Here is an 18,830-nt window from a genome sequence, read left to right on the forward strand (position 1 = left end):
TGCGCCGTTGCGTTACGGTGTGAATCCATCTATGACAGGGAGATAACCAAATGAAATTGTTCAAGGTCGTTGCGGGAATTTTTATGGCTGCATTTGTGGCACTGACACTGAGCGCCTGTGCGCCAACGCCAACCAAAGAAGGCACCGGCGGTTATATTGATGACACCGTCATCACCACGAAAGTAAAAGCGCAGCTGCTGAATGATGAAGCGCTGAAATCTACAGAAATCAATGTTGAAACGTTCAAAGGTAAGGTTCAGCTGAGCGGGTTTGTCAGCTCGCCACAGATGGCTAACCGCGCCGTTTCCGTTACGCGCAGCGTGGCAGGCGTGAAGTCTGTTGTTAATAATATGCAGATCAAGTAATACCAAAAGGGCGGCCGGCAGGTCGCCCTTCTTCTGCCTCAGAAGCGATAGCCTGCACCAAAGAAAAAGACAAACGGATCGATACGCGTATTAATATTCTGCTGTACGCCCTGATGTCTGAATTTCACTTCAGTATCAATATCCATGTACCACAGCGAAGCATTCAGCATCCAGTCACGGTTAATCTGATAATCGAGCCCCACCTGACCCGCAATGCCCCAGGAGTCTTTAACGCTCAAATCGCTGAGCTGTGCATCCCTGGCGGTCTGATTCAGCTTTGCGTCAAAAAAGGTGGTGTAATTGATGCCAACGCCCGCATAAGGACGTACCGCACTGTTACTGTCGAGGAAATAGTATTGCGCCATCAGCGTGGGCGGCAGCTGACGCACCGTGGCCAGGTTACCGGTCGGACCAAGACCGACTTTATGACGAAACGGCGTGGCAGCCAGCAGCTCAATTCCGATATGGTCGGTTGCCATCCAGGTGAATGTCAGCCCCAGCTGCGTATCATTATCGACGCTGAATTCACCCATGTTCAGCACATTATCTGACCCCTCTGTCGGACGGACCGTTGCCGTACCGGCGCGCATAAAAAAGTCACCCGCCTGATGAGCCAGCGCCAGCTGTGGTATCGCCATCGCCAGGAACAGTGCGCATTTTGCCAGTTTCATCATCACTCCTTTGCCTGAATTAAAATTTTTCGCGGCACAGATGTAACGGTTTTCAGCGCAGATTTCATTAACTGGCTGGCAGAATAAATGCTTAGTTAACAATGAATTGACACAGATCAAATTTGCCAGCGCGAAAAAAGATCAAAAACAGGTTGCTGAAGTTTCATAACGTGATTACTTTGCTGATCCCGAGTGATTTTGGTTCGATGCCTCAGGAGTGGCGGGCGATCAGATGAGCGATATAACTAACCCTTGTATGACCTGTGGCGCCTGCTGCGCCTATTTTCGCGTTTCCTTTTACTGGGCTGAAGCCGATGATGCCGGTGGCGCAGTGCCAGCCGAACTCACCGAGCCGCTAAACCTGCTGATGCGCAATATGCGCGGCACCGGCGATCGCACACCGCGCTGCGTTGCTCTGCAGGGCGAGCCCGGTAGCTGCGTCTCCTGCGGTATCTATGAGCAGCGCCCCTCTCCCTGCCGTGAATTTGCGATGTCCGGGGAAAATGGCGTCGTTAACGAAGCCTGCGACCGTGCCCGCGCCCGCCATGGATTACCTGCCCTTTTTCACCCTTCTTTACCTGACATGACAGAAAGTTATGGTATTCCGGGTGCCAGCCTGACCGCTTAGCATGTACAATCGCCGGGTTAATTAACCCGGTTTTTTTCAAGGAGTGTACATGTCTATCACGGCAAGCTCGTTATACCGTGACACAGGAAATTTTTTGCGCCATCAGCTGGTCACTATAATGCTGATGGCGCTGCTGACCTCATTCATTACCGTGATTATCGGGCATGCGTTAACGCCTGATGATGAGCAGCTGTCGCTGCTGAGTCAGAGTGACAGCAGCGCATCCTCCCTGTTTGAACTGGTACAGAATATGTCTCCGGATCAGCAGCGTATACTGCTGCGCGCTTCCGCAGCAGGAACCCTGGCGGCGCTGATTGGTAATACGCTGCTGCTCGGCGGCATGCTTTGCCTGATCCCGCTGGTCTCCAGCGGTCAGCGCGTCAGTGCCCTGCGCGCTATCGGTACCGCTGCACCGCTGCTGCCTAAGCTGCTGCTGCAGACCTTTTTGATCACGCTGCTGGTGCAGCTTGGCTTTATGGTGCTGATGGTGCCTGGCATCGTGCTCGCTATCTTGCTCTCTCTGGCGCCGGTGATGCTGGTCAGTGAAAAAATGGGCGTAATCGGTGCCATGCGCGCCAGCCTGCGCCTGGCGTGGAAAAATATTCGCCTGATTGCACCCGCTATTCTGCTGTGGCTGCTGGCAAAAATTATTCTGATGTTCTTTTTCTCTTCGCTGACGGTATTGCCCGCCAATATTGCCTCCGTGGTGCTTAACGCGCTGGGCAATCTGGTTTCTGCCGTTTTGATTATTTATTTGTATCGGCTCTATATGCTGTTACGTTAAGGGTTACGGCGCTCCGCTGAGCGCTATAACCACAGGCTACTGTCCGGACTGGAAACGCTATGAAGCAGTTACTCGACTTTCTCCCCCTGGTCGTTTTCTTTGTTTTTTACAAACTCTACGACATCTACGTTGCATCGGGCGCGCTGGTGGTGGCTACCGGCCTGGCGCTGGTAGTGAGCTGGGTGCTCTATCGCAAGCTGGAAAAGATGACCCTGTTTACCTTTGTCCTGGTGGCGGTGTTCGGCACCCTAACGCTGGTGTTTCATAATGATGAATTCATCAAGTGGAAGGTCACCGTAATCTATTCGCTGTTTGCGCTCGCACTGCTCTACAGCCAGTGGTTCATGCAGCAGCCCCTGATCCAGACCATGCTGGGAAAAGAGCTGCAGCTGCCTGCCACGGTCTGGCGCCGGCTCAACATCGCCTGGGCGCTGTTCTTTCTGCTATGCGGCCTTGCCAACATCTATGTTGCGTTCTGGTTGCCACAGCCGGTATGGGTGAACTTTAAAGTGTTTGGCCTGACAGGGCTGACGCTGCTGTTTACCCTGCTGAGCGGGCTCTATATCTGGCGGCAGATGCCCCAGCAGGAATCAAAATAGTCTTTCCATCGCCCGGCCAGCCGGGCTTTTTTTCACCTGCAGAAGAACTGAGCAATGAACGAGAAGCATAAGCAGCCCACGGGCGAAATGGTTTTGCGTACGCTGGCTATGCCAGCCGACACCAATGCCAACGGCGATATTTTTGGCGGCTGGCTGATGTCGCAGATGGACATGGGCGGTGCAATTCTGGCAAAAGAGATCGCTGAAGGTCGCGTGGTCACGGTTCGGGTCGACGGCATGAGTTTTCTGAAGCCGGTCGCGGTAGGCGATGTGGTCAGCTGCCATGCGCACTGCCTGCGCACCGGAAACAGCTCAATGACTATCAACGTTGAGGTGTGGATTAAAAAGGTTTCATCTGAGCCGATAGGCCAGACCTACTGCGCCACCGAAGCGGTGTTCGTTTACGTCGCAGTAGACAACAGCGGCAAGTCGCGTCCGCTGCCGGCAGATCGCGCTAACCGCAGCCACTGAGTGATGAAAAGCAGAGCGGCTTTTTCGGCCGCTCTGCTCTGCGCCCTACTCGATCTTCGCGCCGCCGTTAATACGGAAAACAATATTCATGGTGATGCCCTGGCCCGGCTGGCCCGGCTGGTAGCGCCACTTTTTAACCTGATCCCTGACGCTGCGCTCGAACATATTGCGCGGCTGTGCCGAAAGAATAGTGACGTTGCCAACCCGGCCGTCACTGTCGACATCAAATTTCACCCGTACATTACCCTCAATACGCAGCGCGGCCGCGCGTGCCGGATAGGCTGGTTTGCTGATGCTGAGCGCTTTCGGTCCGCTCGCTTTAACCGGTGCCGGAGCAGTGGCCGCTTTTGGTGCAGTGGCGGGCCGGGGCTGAGCTGCTGCGGTCTCCTGCCTGAACGGATCGGCCCGGTCCGGTGCCGGCTGACGGGGGGCTGGCGCCGGTTTTTTTTCTGCTTTTGGTTTTGGCTTCGGCTTAGGTTTCGGCTTTGGCTCCGGTTTTGCAATAGGAACCGGCTCCGTTTTTGGCGGCTCCGGGGCGGCCTGCGGCTCGGGTTCAGGCTCAGGTTGCGGTGCCGGTGCTACCACAGCCGGCGCAGGTTCCGGCTGCACCTCAGGCGCGACCATGGTGATGGCGATAGGCTGAGACGCGGCAGGCAGCTCACGGGACTGATGCCACGAGGCATAGAGAATGCCGGCAATAACGGACCCGTGCAGTACCACGGAGAGGATCAGTGAAACAGGCGTACGGGTCGGAAAAGGCGTAGTCAATGTCGTCATAGCAGCTGTGGTCATTGAGTGAGAAGATGATTTTAAATGCAAATAGCAATCAGTTTCAATAAGCAGCGTAAAAGTGCTCCGTTTCCTCTTTTTTTTAACCCCGCTTGCGCTGGCGCCGATTGCCCTGAGGTTTCGTTTGCACTCTGCCGGGCGATCCCTTAACGTGTCTCGCAATTTCGGCCAGTCTAACGGGAGTATCCCATCGTGCTTTACCTCATCTACGCGGAAGATACCGCAGATTCACTGGAAAAACGCAACAGCGTGCGCCCTGCGCACCTTGCTCGTCTGCAGCTGCTGCAGGATGAGGGACGACTGATTGTTGCCGGCCCGCTACCGGTGGTCGACAGCAACGATCCAGGCCCCGCTGGCTTTAGCGGCTCGGCAATTGTCGCAGAGTTTGATTCGCTGGAGGCGGCGCAATCCTGGGCTCAGGACGATCCCTATATCGCCGCTGGCGTTTACGAAAAAGTTACCGTTAAGCCGTTTAAGCGGGTATTTTAATTCGTGATGTTATCACTGCTGCTGCTACTGGTGGCACTGCTGCTTACCGGTCGTGCGCTCTGGATCTGGCGCCGTCAGGGCTGGCTTCAGGCGCGCCAGCAGATTGTCATGCTGATAGTCCTGGCGGCGGCGGCGCAGATCGTCAACATTACGCTGATGCTGCGCGGCCATTAACGAACCCAGCCGCGCCGGTCTCACATATTCTGCGTAATAAACAGAATTGAACGGCGCTGCTGCTGCGCAACCTGGTGACGAATGGCATGGATGCGCTTATAGCGACGCGACTGGCCCTCCAGCCAGCGGGCACGACGGCGATGCACCTGGCGTAACATTCTCCAGCGGGCCACTTCATTTCTGCTTCGTCTCATGACACTCTCTCAGTCCGGCATATTTCGGCACGCATTATAGTGATCTGCACAGAAATGCCAATTCGAAACCTTTATCGATAAATCTCAGGGCAGATTAAGGTTTCGCTACAGCGCATCAGCACGTAAACTTTGCCTATAAATGCGCGAACAGGATGTCCACTCAATGACCACCTTTTATACCCTGATCAGTTGGTTACTGCTGTTTGGCTACTGGCTGCTGATTGCGGGTGTAACGCTGCGTATTCTGATGAAACGTCGCGCAGTGACCTCAGCTATGGCCTGGCTGCTGATCATCTATATTCTGCCGCTGGTAGGGATTATCGCCTATCTCTCGTTCGGGGAGCTGCATCTTGGCAAGCGCCGGGCCGAGCGCGCCCGCACCATGTGGCCCTCTACGGCTAAGTGGCTCACCGACCTCAGGCAGTGCCGGCATATCTTTGCCACCGAGCACAGCGACGTTGCACGCTCGCTTTTTGATCTCTGCCGGCACCGGCAGGGGATCGCTGGCGTCAAAGGCAATCAGCTGCAGCTGCTGACCAGCAGCGATGAGGTGATGCAGGCGCTAATCCGTGATATTCAGCTGGCGCGTCATAATATCGAGATGGTGTTCTATATCTGGCAGCCAGGCGGCCTGGCTGACGATGTGGCGGAGTCGCTGATGGCAGCCTCACGCCGGGGCGTGCACTGTCGTCTGATGCTCGATTCTGCCGGCAGCGTCGCCTTTTTCCGTAGCCCATGGGCAAATATGATGCGTAACGCCGGGATCGATGTGGTTGAGGCGCTGCAGGTCAGCCTGCTGCGTGTCTTCCTGCGGCGTATGGATCTGCGGCAGCACCGCAAAGTCGTGCTCATCGACAACTACATCGCCTACACCGGCAGCATGAACCTGGTCGATCCGCGTTTCTTTAAGCAGGATGCCGGTGTCGGGCAGTGGATCGATCTGATGGCGCGGATGGAGGGGCCTGTTGCCACCACAATGGGGATCGTTTACGCCTGCGACTGGGAGATTGAGACCGGTAAGCGTATTCTGCCTCCGGCACCAGACGGCAACATCATGCCGTTTGAACAGGAGAGCGGCCACACTATTCAGGTTATCGCTTCCGGGCCGGGTTTCCCCGAGGATATGATCCATCAGGCGCTGCTGACCGCGGTTTACTCCGCGCGCGAGCAGCTGATCATGACTACCCCCTATTTTGTTCCCAGCGACGATCTGCTGCACGCTATCTGCACGGCTGCGCTGCGCGGCGTAGAGGTCAGTATTATTGTCCCGCGTCACAACGATTCACTGCTGGTTGGCTGGGCCAGCCGGGCATTCTTTACGGAACTGCTGGAAGCGGGCGTAAAAATCTACCAGTTTGAAGATGGCCTGCTGCATACCAAAAGCGTGCTGGTTGACGGGCAGCTCAGCCTGGTGGGCACGGTGAACCTTGATATGCGCAGCCTGTGGCTCAATTTTGAGATCACCCTGGTGGTAGATGATGATGGTTTTGGCAGCGATCTCGCTACCGTGCAGGATGACTATATTGCCCGTTCGCGCCTGCTGGACAACGCCCGCTGGGCGAAACGTGCCTGGTGGCAGCGCATCGTTGAACGACTGTTTTACTTCTTTAGTCCATTACTGTAAAACGAGCGGAAAGATTACCGCCGCAGGATAAGCACATGACCATGGATTTAGACAACCGCCTGACCGATGATGAAACGCTGGAGCAGGCCTACGATATTTTTCTGGAGCTGGCGGGCGATAACCTCGATCCGGCTGATATTATTCTGTTTAACCTGCAGTTTGAAGAGCGTGGCGGCGCAGAGCTGTTTGACCCGTCGGAAGACTGGCAGGAACATGTTGATTTTGACTTAAATCCCGACTTTTTCTCAGAGGTTGTGATTGGTCTGGGTGAGGCCGATGGCGAACCTATCACGGATGTGTTTGCCCGCGTGCTGCTCTGCCGTGAGAAGGATCATAAGCTCTGCCATATTCTCTGGCGCGAATAAGTCAGCCATAAAAACGCCGGGCCTTTGCCGGGCGTTTTGCTATTCAGAGCCTGCTGACTGACGTCAGAGCGGATCTACCTTCAGGCAGGATACCGCATGGCGGAAACTGCCCTCCAGCAGCGGACGGGTTTTGGCACATTCCGGCCCGGCAATCGGACAGCGGGTACGAAACACGCAGCCTGAAGGCGGATTGATTGGCGAAGGCAGCTCTCCGTCCAGCAGCTGGATCTGTTTATTCTTCTCCAGGTCAGGATCGGGGATCGGCACCGCCGACATCAGCGCCCGGGTATAGGGATGCTGCGGATCGTTGTACACCGCATCATAAGTACCCAGCTCAACGGCATGGCCCAGATACATCACCAGCACGCGATCGGAGATATGTTTCACCACCGCCAGATCGTGCGCAATAAATATCAGCGACAGCCCCATCTCGCGCTGCAGTTTCTGCAGCAGATTCACCACCTGCGCCTGGATAGAGACATCCAGAGCCGAGACTGGCTCATCACAGATAATCAGCTTCGGCTCCAGGATCAGCGCGCGCGCAATACCGATACGCTGACACTGGCCGCCAGAGAACTCGTGCGGATAGCGGTTGATAAGATTCGGCAGCAGGCCGACTTTCATCATCATCGCTTTGACCTTGTCTCTGACTTCCTGACGCGGCATTTTTGGATAATAGGTGCGCAGCGGTTCAGCAATAATGTCGCCAATGGTCATACGCGGGTTCAGTGACGCCAGCGGGTCCTGAAAAATCATCTGAATATCGCTGCGGGCCTGACGCCACTCTTCCGCGCTCTGCCCCAGCAGATCGCGTCCCAGCCAGGCGACACGCCCTTCGGTCGCTTTCACCAGCCCGATGATAGCGCGCGCCAGCGTCGATTTACCGCAGCCCGATTCGCCTACCACACCCAGCGTCTCGCCCTCATACAGCCGCAGGCTGACACCATCCACCGCTTTCAGCGTCTTCGGCGGCTGCCAGAACCACTGTTTGCCATCTTTGATCTCAAAATGCACTTTAAGATCGGCTATCTCCAGCAGTACTTTTTTCTCTTCCACAACGGTGCTCATACTAACTCCTCCACCGGTTTGAAGCAGGCGCGCAGGCGTCCGTCGGCAAACGGCTCCAGCGGCGGCGAAGCGGCACATATCTCCATTGCATAAGCGCAGCGTGGCTGGAACGGACAGCCCTGCGGCAACCGCAGCAGGTTTGGCGGATTGCCGGGAATGGTCGTCAGAGACTCACCCTCTGCATCGAGTCGCGGTACCGCATTCAGCAGCCCGATAGAGTATGGATGCGCCGGCTGATAAAACACATCGCGGGCACGGCCATACTCCATGGTGCGCCCGGCATACATCACCAGTACTTTGTCGCAGATCCCGGCTACGACGCCAAGATCGTGCGTGATCATAATGATGGCGGTGTTAAATTCGCGTTTCAGCTCATTAAGCAGCGTCATGATCTGCGCCTGAACCGTTACATCCAGTGCAGTGGTGGGCTCATCGGCAATCAGCAGCTTAGGACGACACAGCAGCGCCATGGCAATCATCACGCGCTGGCGCATCCCGCCCGAAAATTCATGCGGATACATCTTCATCCGCTTCCGCGCTTCCGGCATCTTTACCGCATCCAGCATGCGTACCGACTCTTCAAAAGCCTGCGCGCTGTTCATGCCTTTGTGCAGTTGCAGAACTTCCATCAGCTGCTCCCCTACCCGCATATAGGGATTGAGCGAGGTCATGGGGTCCTGAAATATCATGGCAATCTGCTCCGCACGCAGCTTGTTCAGCTTGCCTTCGGGCAGGTTCAGGATCTCCTGCCCGTTAAAACGTGCCGATCCGTCAATGCGGCCGTTCTTTGCCAGCAGCCCCATCAGCGCAAACGCCGTCTGCGATTTGCCGGAGCCTGACTCACCTACAATGCCAAGGGTTTCCCCGGCACGCAGTGAAAAATTGAGATCGTTGACGGCGGTAACGTCGCCGTCGTGCGTGGTAAAGGTTACGCGCAGATCCTGCACATTCAGCAGCAGCTCCGGGCTTCCCGCCGGCACAGCACGCGCTGGCGTTGTGGTTTCAAAACTCATCGGGAAACTCCTTAGCGATCTTTCGGATCGAGGGCATCACGCAGACCATCGCCGATAAAGTTAAAGCAGAATAGCGTGACCACCAGAAAGCCGGCCGGGAACATCAGGAGCCACGGAGAAACCTCCATCGAGTTCGCTCCGTCACTCAGCAGCGCGCCCCAGCTACTGAGCGGCTCCTGCGTCCCCAGACCCAGGAAGCTCAGGAAAGATTCAAACAGAATCATGCTGGGCACCAGCAGCGAGGCGTAGACCACTACGACGCCCAGTACGTTAGGCACAATGTGGCGCAGCACGATACTGGCCGTGGAGACGCCCCCTACCTGAGCCGCTTCGATAAACTCTTTGCGTTTTAGTCCCAGCGTCTGACCGCGCACAATACGCGCCATATCGAGCCAGGAGACCATGCCGATGGCGACAAAGATCAGCAGAATATTGCGGCCGAAAAAGGTCACCAGCAGGATCACAAAAAACATAAACGGAAAGGAGTTAAGGATCTCCAGAATACGCATCATCACCGAGTCGATTTTGCCACCGAGATAGCCCGCCAGCGAGCCATAGAGCGTTCCCACCAGCACCGCAATCAGTGCAGAGGCGATGCCCACCATCAGTGAGATACGTCCGCCAATCGCCACCCGCACCAGCAGATCGCGCCCGGAGGAGTCCGTTCCAAACCAGTGGCCTGAAACCGTATCCGGCGGCGACGACATCATCGCCCAGTCCGTATCATCATAGTTAAACTGCGCCAGCATCGGCGCAAACACCACAAACAGGGCAATCAGCAGCAGCACCAGCAGGCTGATCAGCGCCGCACGGTTGTGAATAAAGCGGCGGCGTGCATCCTGCCACAGGCTGCGCCCCTCCACCTCGAGCTTTTCGCTGAAGGCATCCACCACGTCACTGTTTTTTTTGCTTAACATCATGAGCGTGCTCCACCCTTAATAGCGAATCTTGGGATCAATAACGGCGTAAAGCACATCAACGATCGCATTAAACAGAATAGTCAGCACGCCGACCAGAATCGTCAGGCTCATTACCAGCGAATAGTCACGGTTTAGCGCACCGTTAACAAACAGCTGGCCGATACCGGGCAGGCCATAGATCGACTCAATTACCATCGAACCGGTAATGATGCCGACAAAGGCAGGCCCCAGATAGGAGAGCACCGGCAAAAGCGCAGGCTTGAGCGCATGGCGCAGCACGATACGGCGCAGCGGCAACCCTTTTGCCCGAGCCGTACGAATGAAGTTTGAGTGCATGACCTCAATCATGGAACCGCGCGTAATACGGGCGATGCTGGCGATATAAGCCAGCGAGAGCGCCACCATCGGCAGCAGCATGTAGTTCCACTGCCCGCCGTTCCAGCCGCCGCCCGGCAGCCAGCGCAGCGTAATGGCAAAAATTAATACCAGCAGCGGCGCCACAACAAAGCTCGGGATAACAATGCCGGTCATCGCCACCCCCATGACGGCGTAGTCCCACAGGCTGTTCTGCTTCAGCGCCGCGATAACGCCAGCGGTTACGCCCAGGATCACCGCCAGGAAAAAGGCCGCCAGTCCCAGCTTCGCGGAGACCGGGAAGGCGTGCCCTACCAGATAGTTAACCGAATAGTCCTTATATTTGAACGAAGGACCAAAATCGCCGTGCGCCAGCTGCCCCAGATAACTCAGGTACTGTTTGCCAATCGGATCGTTGAGATGGTATTTGGCTTCAATATTGGCCATCACCTCAGGGGAGAGCGTGCGCTCGCCGGTAAACGGGCTGCCCGGCGCTAAACGCATCATAAAAAACGAGATGGTGATCAGAATAAAGAGCGTCGGAATCGCTTCCAGAAGCCGACGCAGAATAAATTTTAACATTGCCGTACCTGCCAGGCTGTTGCTTCACAAAATCAAAAAAGCGGTGCCGCAGCACCGCCACTGTCGATAGCCTGTGTGCTATTAGTGCTTAATGATGTATAGGTTCTTATCCAGCGTTTTATCCAGCGGATCGTTACCGGTATAGCCGCCGACATAAGGCTTAACCAGACGGGCGTTGACGTAGTAATAGACCGGCACGATGGCACTGTCTTTATCCAGAATCTGCTCTGCCTGCTGGTAGTCAGCCACGCGCGCTTTTTCATCGGCAGCTTTCACAGCATCGTGGATCACTTTGTCAAAATCAGCGCTCTTGTAGTGCGCTGTATTACTGCTGCTGTCGGACAGCATGGTGTTCAGGAAGGAGGTCGGTTCGTTATAGTCCGCGCACCAGGCCGCACGTGAAACGTCGTAGTTGCCCTGATGACGGGTATCCAGGAACGTTTTCCACTCCTGATTCTCCAGCTTGATATTAACGCCGAGGTTCTTTTTCCAGATAGAGGACGCCGCGATTGCCAGCTTTTTGTGCAGATCTGAGGTGTTATACAGCAGGTTAAACGTCAGTGGCTTATCTGCGGTATAGCCTGCTTCAGCCAGCAGTTTTTTCGCTTCTGCGTTACGCTTGTTCTGATCCCATTTAAACCAGTCCGGCGGCAGCAGTTCCATGCCATCGGTTGCCGGCGGTGTATAGCTGTAGGCGGGCAGCTGACCCTGCGCCAGTACCTTATTCACCATGATGTCGCGATCCAGACCCAGCTTCAGCGCGGTGCGCACGCGGGCATCAGTGAAAGGCGCTTTCTGGTTATTGATCTCGTAGTAGTAGGTGCAGAGATACGGTTTTACCATCAGCTCTTTGCCATTATCGCGCTGCAGCTTTTTGAACAGCTCAATCGGCATATTGTTATAGGTGATGTCGCTGCCATTTTCAGAGAAGTAGCGGTTCACATCGCTCACTTCTGAGTTGATGGGCAGGAAGGTGACTTTGTTCAGTACCGTATGTTCGTTATCCCAGTATTGCGGGTTGCGTACCAGCGTGACGCGCTCGTTGATGACGTGCGCTTCCAGTTTAAACGCGCCGTTTCCTACCCAGTTCTGCGGCTGCGTCCACTGATCGCCCGATTTTTCGATTGCAGGCTTATAGACCGGTGACATCACGGCATTGATCAGCAGCTTATAAAAGTAAGGTACCGGCTGGCTTAGCGTAACTTCCAGCGTATGATCGTCCAGCGCTTTTACGCCCAGTTCAGAGGTCGGCTTTTTACCGGCAATAATTTCATCAACGTTAGCGATATGGCCATACTGCGGATAGCTGGCATAAGGTGACGCCGTTTTCGGGTCAACCAGACGCTGCCAGCTGTAGACGAAATCCTGTGCGGTAACCGGCTCGCCATTAGACCATTTGGCATTTTTACGCAGATGGAAAGTCCAGACTTTAAAATCTTTGTTTTCCCAGCTCTCTGCAACGCCCGGAACCGGTTTGCCGCTGGCATCGCTGACGATAAGCCCTTCATAGAGATCGCGGGCAATATTATCTTCTGGTACGCCCTCAATTTTATGCGGATCGAGCGACTGAACTTCGTCACCGTTACCGCGCACCAGCTCCTGTTTGGCGGCCAGCTCAACGCCAGCCGGTACCGTTGCAGCCAGCGCAGCGTTCCCTGTCAGAGAGGCAATTGCGGCCAGAACGCCGGCCGCAATCAGACTTTTTTTTGTGATGTTGTTCATTGTTATGCTCCAGTTTTATTATTGTCGTCGGTGCGCTATCGCGCCTGACGTATCCCGTTTACCGGGCGATCTTCGTCTCGTTCGAGCAAAGATCCCTGTCCCCTTCCGGGTGACTTCAGCAAGCCGCCAGCGGGTAATGATATTTGCTGACGACTCACTCACTGTTCTTTTGATAAAGAAAGCGTTCAGCTGCCGGTTTCTGATACGCGTTGCCGGTATAACTACGCCCGCGTGCTAATAAGCAAAAATCGTACACATCTGCTGAGAGAGCGATAAAAATCCTGAGAGTGCCAGAAATTATCAGAAGCTATCCCGTTGCGCCAAAGCCAATGCAGAAAAATGTTAGCTATTTCTCTTTTATCATGTCCGGGATAACGTTGAAAGCGTTAATTATCTCCGCTAAATATCAGTTAATACATTGATAAATATGATTATTTAATCAATTCTGGCGATTATGTGCGCACTTATTTTATGCAAAACTCATTCTGCGCAAATCTATTGAGTTTTTACTTCAAAGCGGAATATTCAGCGACTACTTTACAAGAGAGGCACAGCTAATCACTTTCAGCGCGGATTTAGCAGCAGGTAAATCTGTGACAATAATCACATTAATAAGCGGATATTAAGCAGGGATGGCTGACTGAGTAGTAAAAGTGATAAAAGCGAGCCTGAAAGTAGCCCGATAACTAATTTCACCAAAAAGGTGCATCTGCACGTCGCGATGCACCCTTTTGGTTCATGAAGATGTTTTTCAGCAAAAAACAGGTCAGGTCTAATTCAGTAATCCTGGAAAGATTGCTTTTATGCCGGTGACGACAAATTCAATCCCTAACGCCATTAATAACAACCCCATAATACGGGTAATGACGTTAATTCCGGTCTGACCCAATATCCGTACCATTAACGGCGCCGCTCTGAACAGTAACCAGCAGCAAAAGGCGAAAACCGCAATCGCCAGCGTAAAACCCAGCAAATTAAGCCAGCTGTGATAGCGCGAACTCCAGACGATAGTGGAACTGATAGCCCCCGGCCCTGCCATGAGCGGCAGCGCCAGCGGGACAACACCGATGCTTTCACGAATAGCCGTTTCTGATTTTTCCTGCTTGTTTTGCTTATCCTCACCCAGCTTGCCGCTAATCATCGACATCGCAATGGTCACAACCAGTATGCCGCCTGCGATTCGGAAAGAGTCGATTGAGATACCAAACAGATGCAGGATCCCATCGCCAAGAAACAGCGAGGTCCAGAGAATAATCGCGACCGCAAGGTTGGCTGTAAGATTGGTTTTGTTGCGTTCAGCCACCGCCTGATAGCGGGTCATGCTGATAAAAACCGGAATGATGCCTACCGGATTCACCAGCGCAAACAGGCCGACAAAAAATTTTATATAGCCGGAAAGATCGAGTAGCACGGGGGTCACAACAGGCTCCTGAAAAAGTCAAAAAAACGCGCTTAATGTAGTGCATATGTCTGCTGAAAAACAGCGTATATGGCAGAAATATCTGCTATATGTCCACCACAGAGATGGCATAAAAATCTGGCTGTTTTCATATATGCCTGCAGAACAGCAGCGTCTAAAAAACGGCGCCTTTAGTCGTAAACGATCTGGCTGACCGCTCACCGCTGCAGCCTCTCTTGATCTGCATCATGATTACGTCTCTCCACCAGCGCTACGCTGGGTGCAGTAAATCATTCACGTCAGACCTTTTTACTAAACAGACGGGCCTGCCCTGTCAAACCTTAGCTGATTTCTTTCTCTGCGCTGGCCTGTTTATTAAAAAAGTTTAACTTCCTCAGGAGAGTATTATGGCCGTAACCAATGTTGCCGAACTCAATGCACTGGTTGAACGTGTAAAACGCGCGCAGCGCGAGTTTGCCAGTTTTAGCCAGGAGCAGGTTGATGCAATTTTTCGCGCCGCGGCGCTGGCGGCAGCTGACGCCCGCATTCCGCTGGCTAAGATGGCGGTAGCGGAATCGGGCATGGGTATTGTTGAAGATAAAGTGATCAAAAATCATTTCGCTTCAGAATATATCTACAACGCGTACAAAGATGAAAAAACCTGTGGCGTGCTGGCAAGCGATGATACCTTTGGCACCATTACCATTGCCGAACCCATTGGCCTCATCTGCGGTATCGTCCCTACCACCAACCCTACCTCCACGGCTATTTTCAAGGCGCTTATCAGCCTGAAAACCCGCAACGGCATTATTTTTTCTCCTCATCCGCGCGCAAAAAATGCCACCAATAAAGCAGCCGATATCGTGCTGCAGGCGGCTATTGCTGCGGGCGCTCCCAAAGATATCATCGGCTGGATCGATGCGCCTTCGGTCGAGCTTTCCAGTCAGCTCATGCATCATCCGGATATCAACCTGATTCTGGCGACCGGCGGCCCGGGCATGGTTAAAGCGGCCTATAGCTCAGGTAAACCGGCGATTGGCGTTGGCGCGGGCAATACGCCGGTGGTGATTGATGAAACGGCTGACATCAAACGCGCGGTCGCTTCCATTTTAATGTCTAAAACGTTCGATAACGGCGTGATCTGTGCCTCTGAGCAATCGGTCATTATCGTTGATGCCGTCTATGACGCGGTCCGCGAACGGTTTGCCAGCCACGGCGGCTATCTGCTGCAGGGCCATGAGCTGAGCGCGGTTCAGAATATCCTGCTGAAAAACGGCGCACTGAACGCGGCAATTGTGGGCCAGCCCGCCTGCAATATTGCTGCGCTTGCCGGCATTAGTGTCCCGCCGGGCACCAAAATTTTAATTGGCGAGGTGTCAGCCGTTGATGAATCGGAGCCTTTTGCACATGAAAAGCTCTCGCCGACGCTGGCGATGTATCGGGCAAAAGATTATGCGGACGCGGTAGCAAAAGCAGAGAAGCTGGTCGCGATGGGCGGCATTGGTCACACATCCTGTCTCTACACCGATCAGGATAACGAGGCCGGGCGGATCCACTATTTTGGCGACAAAATGAAAACGGCCCGCATCCTGATCAACACCCCGGCTTCACAGGGCGGCATTGGCGATCTTTACAACTTCAAACTTGCCCCTTCCTTGACGCTGGGCTGCGGCTCCTGGGGGGGCAACTCTATCTCTGAAAACGTGGGCCCTAAACACTTGATCAATAAGAAAACCGTGGCTAAGCGAGCAGAAAATATGTTGTGGCATAAGTTACCGAAGTCTATCTACTTCCGCCGCGGCTCTCTTCCGATTGCGCTGGAAGAGGTTGCTGCTGAGGGAGCGAAACGCGCGTTTATCGTTACCGATCGCTTTCTGTTTAATAACGGCTATGCCGAGCGCGTTACGCGGGTGCTGAAATCACAGGGTATCGAAACCGAGATATTTTTTGAAGTGGAAGCCGATCCGACCCTGAGCATTGTGCGTAAGGGTGCAGAGCAGATGCACAGTTTCCGGCCTGACGTGATTATCGCCCTGGGTGGTGGTTCACCGATGGACGCAGCGAAAATCATGTGGGTCATGTATGAGCATCCGGAAACGCATTTTGAAGAGCTGGCGCTGCGCTTTATGGATATCCGTAAACGTATCTACAAATTCCCGAAAATGGGTGTGAAAGCGCGCATGGTCGCGATCGCTACCACGTCAGGCACCGGCTCAGAAGTCACCCCGTTTGCCGTTGTCACCGATGACGCCACCGGGCAAAAATATCCGCTGGCGGACTACGCCCTAACGCCGGATATGGCGATTGTCGATGCCGACCTGGTGATGGATATGCCGCGCTCGCTCTGCGCCTTTGGCGGTCTTGATGCGGTGACGCATGCGCTGGAGGCTTACGTTTCGGTGCTTGCCAGTGAGTACTCAGATGGACAGGCACTACAGGCGCTGAAGCTGCTTAAAGAGAACCTGCCTGCCAGCTATCGCGATGGTGCGAAAAATCCGGTTGCGCGTGAACGCGTACACAACGCGGCGACTATCGCCGGCATTGCCTTTGCCAACGCTTTCCTCGGGGTGTGCCACTCTATGGCCCATAAACTTGGCTCAGAGTTTCATATCCCGCACGGGCTGGCAAACGCGCTGCTTATCGGTAACGTCATCCGCTATAACGCCAATGATAACCCGACGAAACAGACGGCGTTCAGCCAGTATGACCGGCCGCAGGCACGGCGCCGCTATGGGGAAATTGCTGACCATCTCGGCCTGACTCAGCCCGGGGATCGCACGGCGCAGAAAATCGAAAAACTGCTGGCGTGGCTGGATGAAATAAAAACGCAGCTCGGTATTCCCGCTTCTATTCGGGAAGCAGGCGTGCAGGAGGCGGATTTCCTGGCGAAAGTAGATAAGCTGGCTGAAGACGCTTTTGACGATCAGTGCACTGGCGCCAATCCGCGCTATCCATTAATCGCTGAGCTAAAACAGATTATGCTGGATACGTTCTACGGACGTGATTATTCAGAAACGGACATACCCTCTGCAGAAATCTGCGAGCTGCAGTCCGCTGCCCGTGAAAAAAAAGTAAAGAAAGCGTAGTCCGCTGAAAATAAAAAACCCGCCGCGGCGGGTTTTTTTATGGCTGGCTGATTAAACCGGTGGCGGATTAGCGCCATATATCGCCTCACGCGTACCCAGATTAATCGCCTGCTTGTAATGTTTCCGGCATACGGATATATAGCGCTCATTACCGCCAATTACGACCTGCTCACCTTCGCTGAACGGTCTGCCCTCCCCGTCAAGGCGCAGTACCATGCTCGCCTTACGGCCGCAGTGGCAAATTGTTTTAAGCTCGACCAGTTTATCGGCCCAGGCAAGAAGATACTGGCTGCCGGTGAACAGCTCACCGCGGAAGTCAGTACGCAGACCGTAGCAGAGAACCGGAATATCAAGATTGTCCGCCACGTCAGAGAGCGCATAAACCTGCTCACGCGTCAGAAACTGACTTTCGTCAACCAGCACGCAGTGTACGGGCTGGCGCGCATGTTCTTCCGCAATGGCTTCGGCCAGTTCTGTTTTATCATTATACAGACAGGCAGGCGAAGAGAGCCCGATTCGTGAGCTGACCACGCCGGCACCAAATCTATCGTCTATCTCTGCGGTATAGACCAGGGTGCGCATGCCGCGCTCCTGATAGTTATAGGAAGATTGCAGCAGCGCGGTGGATTTACCCGCATTCATCGCCGAGTAATAGAAATAGAGTTGAGCCACTTACCAGTCTCTCCGGGGATACTAAATTCAGAAGGCGGCAGTTTAACACAAATGTATTGCCGCAGAGCACCTCACAAACGACAGGTTTACCGTAGCAGAAAGCCACGCTGCTGGACGCTGAAAATCAATGCCGGCACGCTGCGGTTAAATCACTAATAGCGGTTAATTTAATCTCAGCCAAATGGAATAGCCGTCACGCAACGAGACATATCGCGGATAATTTATGCAGCACAGCGATTGATAATTAACTCTGCTGACATAACTAAAAAAATAAATAAATCTCCTCACTCAGGTTTCACTATTGCAGTTATATATTCCCGCCACTATTATGGAACAGCTTAACCACTCCTTTTTATATTCTGAGATAAGAACAATGAGCGAAGCACTTAAAATCCTTAATAATATCCGTACATTGCGTGCTCAGGCTCGCGAATGCTCTCTGGAAACCCTGGAAGAGATGCTTGAAAAACTTGACGTAGTGGTTAATGAGCGTCGTGAAGAAGAGAGTCATGCTCAGGCTGAAAATGCTGAACGCAGCCGCAAACTGGAGCAGTATCGCGAAATGCTGCTGGCTGACGGCATCGATCCTAATGAACTGCTGAACGCATTATCAGAAAACAAAACGGTGACCAAAGCGCGTCGCGCTGCCCGTCCCGCCAAGTACAGCTATGTAGATGAAAACGGTGAAAGCCGCACCTGGACCGGTCAGGGCCGCACGCCTGCCGTAATTAAAAAAGCGATTGAAGAAGATGGTAAACAGCTGGACGATTTCCTGCTGTAATCCGCGCGCTTCGTTTTAACTGTCTGCACTTTTACTGCAATATTCGTTTCGCCAGGTAAAAAAAAGGAAGCCCGCGGCTT

The 18,830-nt window shown here is 53.9% G+C and carries 21 protein-coding genes; 11 read left to right on the forward strand and 10 right to left on the reverse strand.

Translation table 11 applies throughout. From position 1 onward, the window contains the following. Positions 1 to 50: 50 nt before the first annotated feature. Positions 51 to 365: a BON domain-containing protein gene (locus tag LAC65_RS08160; RefSeq protein ID WP_039384615.1), complete on the forward strand. Its 315-nt coding sequence runs from the start codon at positions 51 to 53 to the stop codon at positions 363 to 365. Between the two features lie 38 nt (positions 366 to 403). Here the strand turns inward: LAC65_RS08160 and ompW are convergent, their stop codons facing one another. Continuing rightward, a complete protein-coding gene (gene ompW / locus LAC65_RS08165; RefSeq protein WP_039384618.1) occupies positions 404 to 1,036 on the reverse strand; it encodes an outer membrane protein OmpW in 633 nt (210 codons plus the stop codon). A gap of 232 nt (positions 1,037 to 1,268) precedes the next feature. On the opposite strand from ompW, the gene LAC65_RS08170 reads away from it, so the two are divergent. Genes LAC65_RS08170 through yciA form a run of 4 tightly spaced genes read left to right on the forward strand, consistent with a single transcriptional unit; the run spans position 1,269 to position 3,518 of the window. After that, positions 1,269 to 1,664, forward strand: coding sequence for a YkgJ family cysteine cluster protein (locus tag LAC65_RS08170; protein WP_039384623.1), 396 nt, complete (start codon positions 1,269 to 1,271; stop codon positions 1,662 to 1,664). A 49-nt stretch (positions 1,665 to 1,713) separates the two neighbouring features. Next, a complete protein-coding gene (locus LAC65_RS08175) occupies positions 1,714 to 2,448 on the forward strand; it encodes a YciC family protein (RefSeq protein ID WP_039384626.1) in 735 nt (244 codons plus the stop codon). A gap of 59 nt (positions 2,449 to 2,507) precedes the next feature. After that, on the forward strand, positions 2,508 to 3,047 hold the full coding sequence (locus tag LAC65_RS08180) for a septation protein A (RefSeq protein WP_039384629.1): 540 nt from the start codon (positions 2,508 to 2,510) through the stop codon (positions 3,045 to 3,047). A 54-nt stretch (positions 3,048 to 3,101) separates the two neighbouring features. Further along, positions 3,102 to 3,518: an acyl-CoA thioester hydrolase YciA gene (gene yciA / locus LAC65_RS08185; RefSeq protein ID WP_039384631.1), complete on the forward strand. Its 417-nt coding sequence runs from the start codon at positions 3,102 to 3,104 to the stop codon at positions 3,516 to 3,518. A gap of 45 nt (positions 3,519 to 3,563) precedes the next feature. On the opposite strand, the gene LAC65_RS08190 is transcribed toward yciA, so the two are convergent. After that, the gene (locus LAC65_RS08190) at positions 3,564 to 4,295 is read right to left on the reverse strand and encodes an energy transducer TonB (RefSeq protein WP_108569366.1); all 732 of its coding nucleotides are present in this window, start codon (positions 4,293 to 4,295) and stop codon (positions 3,564 to 3,566) included. Positions 4,296 to 4,499: 204 nt separating this feature from the next. On the opposite strand from LAC65_RS08190, the gene LAC65_RS08195 reads away from it, so the two are divergent. Further along, entirely contained in the window at positions 4,500 to 4,796 is a 297-nt protein-coding gene (locus tag LAC65_RS08195; RefSeq protein ID WP_039384635.1) for a YciI family protein, read from the forward strand. A 3-nt stretch (positions 4,797 to 4,799) separates the two neighbouring features. Further along, entirely contained in the window at positions 4,800 to 4,970 is a 171-nt protein-coding gene (locus LAC65_RS08200) for a hypothetical protein (RefSeq protein WP_158086426.1), read from the forward strand. Positions 4,971 to 4,990: 20 nt separating this feature from the next. Here the strand turns inward: LAC65_RS08200 and LAC65_RS08205 are convergent, their stop codons facing one another. After that, positions 4,991 to 5,164, reverse strand: coding sequence for a YciY family protein (locus LAC65_RS08205; protein WP_128083772.1), 174 nt, complete (start codon positions 5,162 to 5,164; stop codon positions 4,991 to 4,993). A gap of 163 nt (positions 5,165 to 5,327) precedes the next feature. Between LAC65_RS08205 and cls the strand changes: the two genes are divergently transcribed. Beyond that, positions 5,328 to 6,788 (forward strand): cardiolipin synthase, encoded by a 1,461-nt coding sequence (cls, locus tag LAC65_RS08210; protein WP_039384637.1) that lies wholly within the window; start codon positions 5,328 to 5,330, stop codon positions 6,786 to 6,788. A gap of 35 nt (positions 6,789 to 6,823) precedes the next feature. Then, the gene (locus LAC65_RS08215) at positions 6,824 to 7,153 is read left to right on the forward strand and encodes an HI1450 family dsDNA-mimic protein (RefSeq protein WP_199181676.1); all 330 of its coding nucleotides are present in this window, start codon (positions 6,824 to 6,826) and stop codon (positions 7,151 to 7,153) included. A gap of 63 nt (positions 7,154 to 7,216) precedes the next feature. On the opposite strand, the gene oppF is transcribed toward LAC65_RS08215, so the two are convergent. From oppF to LAC65_RS08245, 6 genes are all read right to left on the reverse strand, one after another. After that, positions 7,217 to 8,221 carry a murein tripeptide/oligopeptide ABC transporter ATP binding protein OppF gene (gene oppF / locus LAC65_RS08220; protein ID WP_039384638.1) on the reverse strand — a complete coding sequence of 335 codons (1,005 nt, stop codon included), beginning with the start codon at positions 8,219 to 8,221 and terminating at the stop codon, positions 7,217 to 7,219. Continuing rightward, a complete protein-coding gene (gene oppD, locus LAC65_RS08225; RefSeq protein ID WP_039384639.1) occupies positions 8,218 to 9,234 on the reverse strand; it encodes an ABC transporter ATP-binding protein in 1,017 nt (338 codons plus the stop codon). Before oppD ends, oppF begins: the two co-directional genes overlap by 4 nt. Before the next feature lie 11 nt (positions 9,235 to 9,245). Then, the gene (gene oppC, locus LAC65_RS08230) at positions 9,246 to 10,154 is read right to left on the reverse strand and encodes an oligopeptide ABC transporter permease OppC (protein WP_039384641.1); all 909 of its coding nucleotides are present in this window, start codon (positions 10,152 to 10,154) and stop codon (positions 9,246 to 9,248) included. Positions 10,155 to 10,169: 15 nt separating this feature from the next. Then, positions 10,170 to 11,090: an oligopeptide ABC transporter permease OppB gene (gene oppB / locus LAC65_RS08235; RefSeq protein WP_039384644.1), complete on the reverse strand. Its 921-nt coding sequence runs from the start codon at positions 11,088 to 11,090 to the stop codon at positions 10,170 to 10,172. An 81-nt stretch (positions 11,091 to 11,171) separates the two neighbouring features. Then, positions 11,172 to 12,812: an oligopeptide ABC transporter substrate-binding protein OppA gene (gene oppA, locus LAC65_RS08240; protein WP_039384646.1), complete on the reverse strand. Its 1,641-nt coding sequence runs from the start codon at positions 12,810 to 12,812 to the stop codon at positions 11,172 to 11,174. A 772-nt stretch (positions 12,813 to 13,584) separates the two neighbouring features. After that, positions 13,585 to 14,232, reverse strand: a complete 648-nt coding sequence (locus LAC65_RS08245) for a YchE family NAAT transporter (RefSeq protein WP_039384649.1) — start codon at positions 14,230 to 14,232, stop codon at positions 13,585 to 13,587. Positions 14,233 to 14,618: 386 nt separating this feature from the next. On the opposite strand from LAC65_RS08245, the gene adhE reads away from it, so the two are divergent. Continuing rightward, a complete protein-coding gene (gene adhE, locus LAC65_RS08250) occupies positions 14,619 to 17,297 on the forward strand; it encodes a bifunctional acetaldehyde-CoA/alcohol dehydrogenase (protein ID WP_039384652.1) in 2,679 nt (892 codons plus the stop codon). A 51-nt stretch (positions 17,298 to 17,348) separates the two neighbouring features. Here adhE and tdk read toward each other — a convergent pair whose 3' ends face one another. Beyond that, positions 17,349 to 17,969, reverse strand: coding sequence for a thymidine kinase (tdk, locus tag LAC65_RS08255; RefSeq protein ID WP_039384655.1), 621 nt, complete (start codon positions 17,967 to 17,969; stop codon positions 17,349 to 17,351). A gap of 373 nt (positions 17,970 to 18,342) precedes the next feature. Here tdk and hns point away from each other — a divergent pair, with 373 nt between their 5' ends. Further along, positions 18,343 to 18,750 carry a histone-like nucleoid-structuring protein H-NS gene (gene hns / locus LAC65_RS08260; protein WP_039384658.1) on the forward strand — a complete coding sequence of 136 codons (408 nt, stop codon included), beginning with the start codon at positions 18,343 to 18,345 and terminating at the stop codon, positions 18,748 to 18,750. The last annotated feature ends 80 nt before the right edge of the window (positions 18,751 to 18,830 follow it).

The organism is Pantoea eucrina (genome assembly GCF_020079945.1).
Lineage (GTDB): Bacteria > Pseudomonadota > Gammaproteobacteria > Enterobacterales > Enterobacteriaceae > Pantoea > Pantoea eucrina.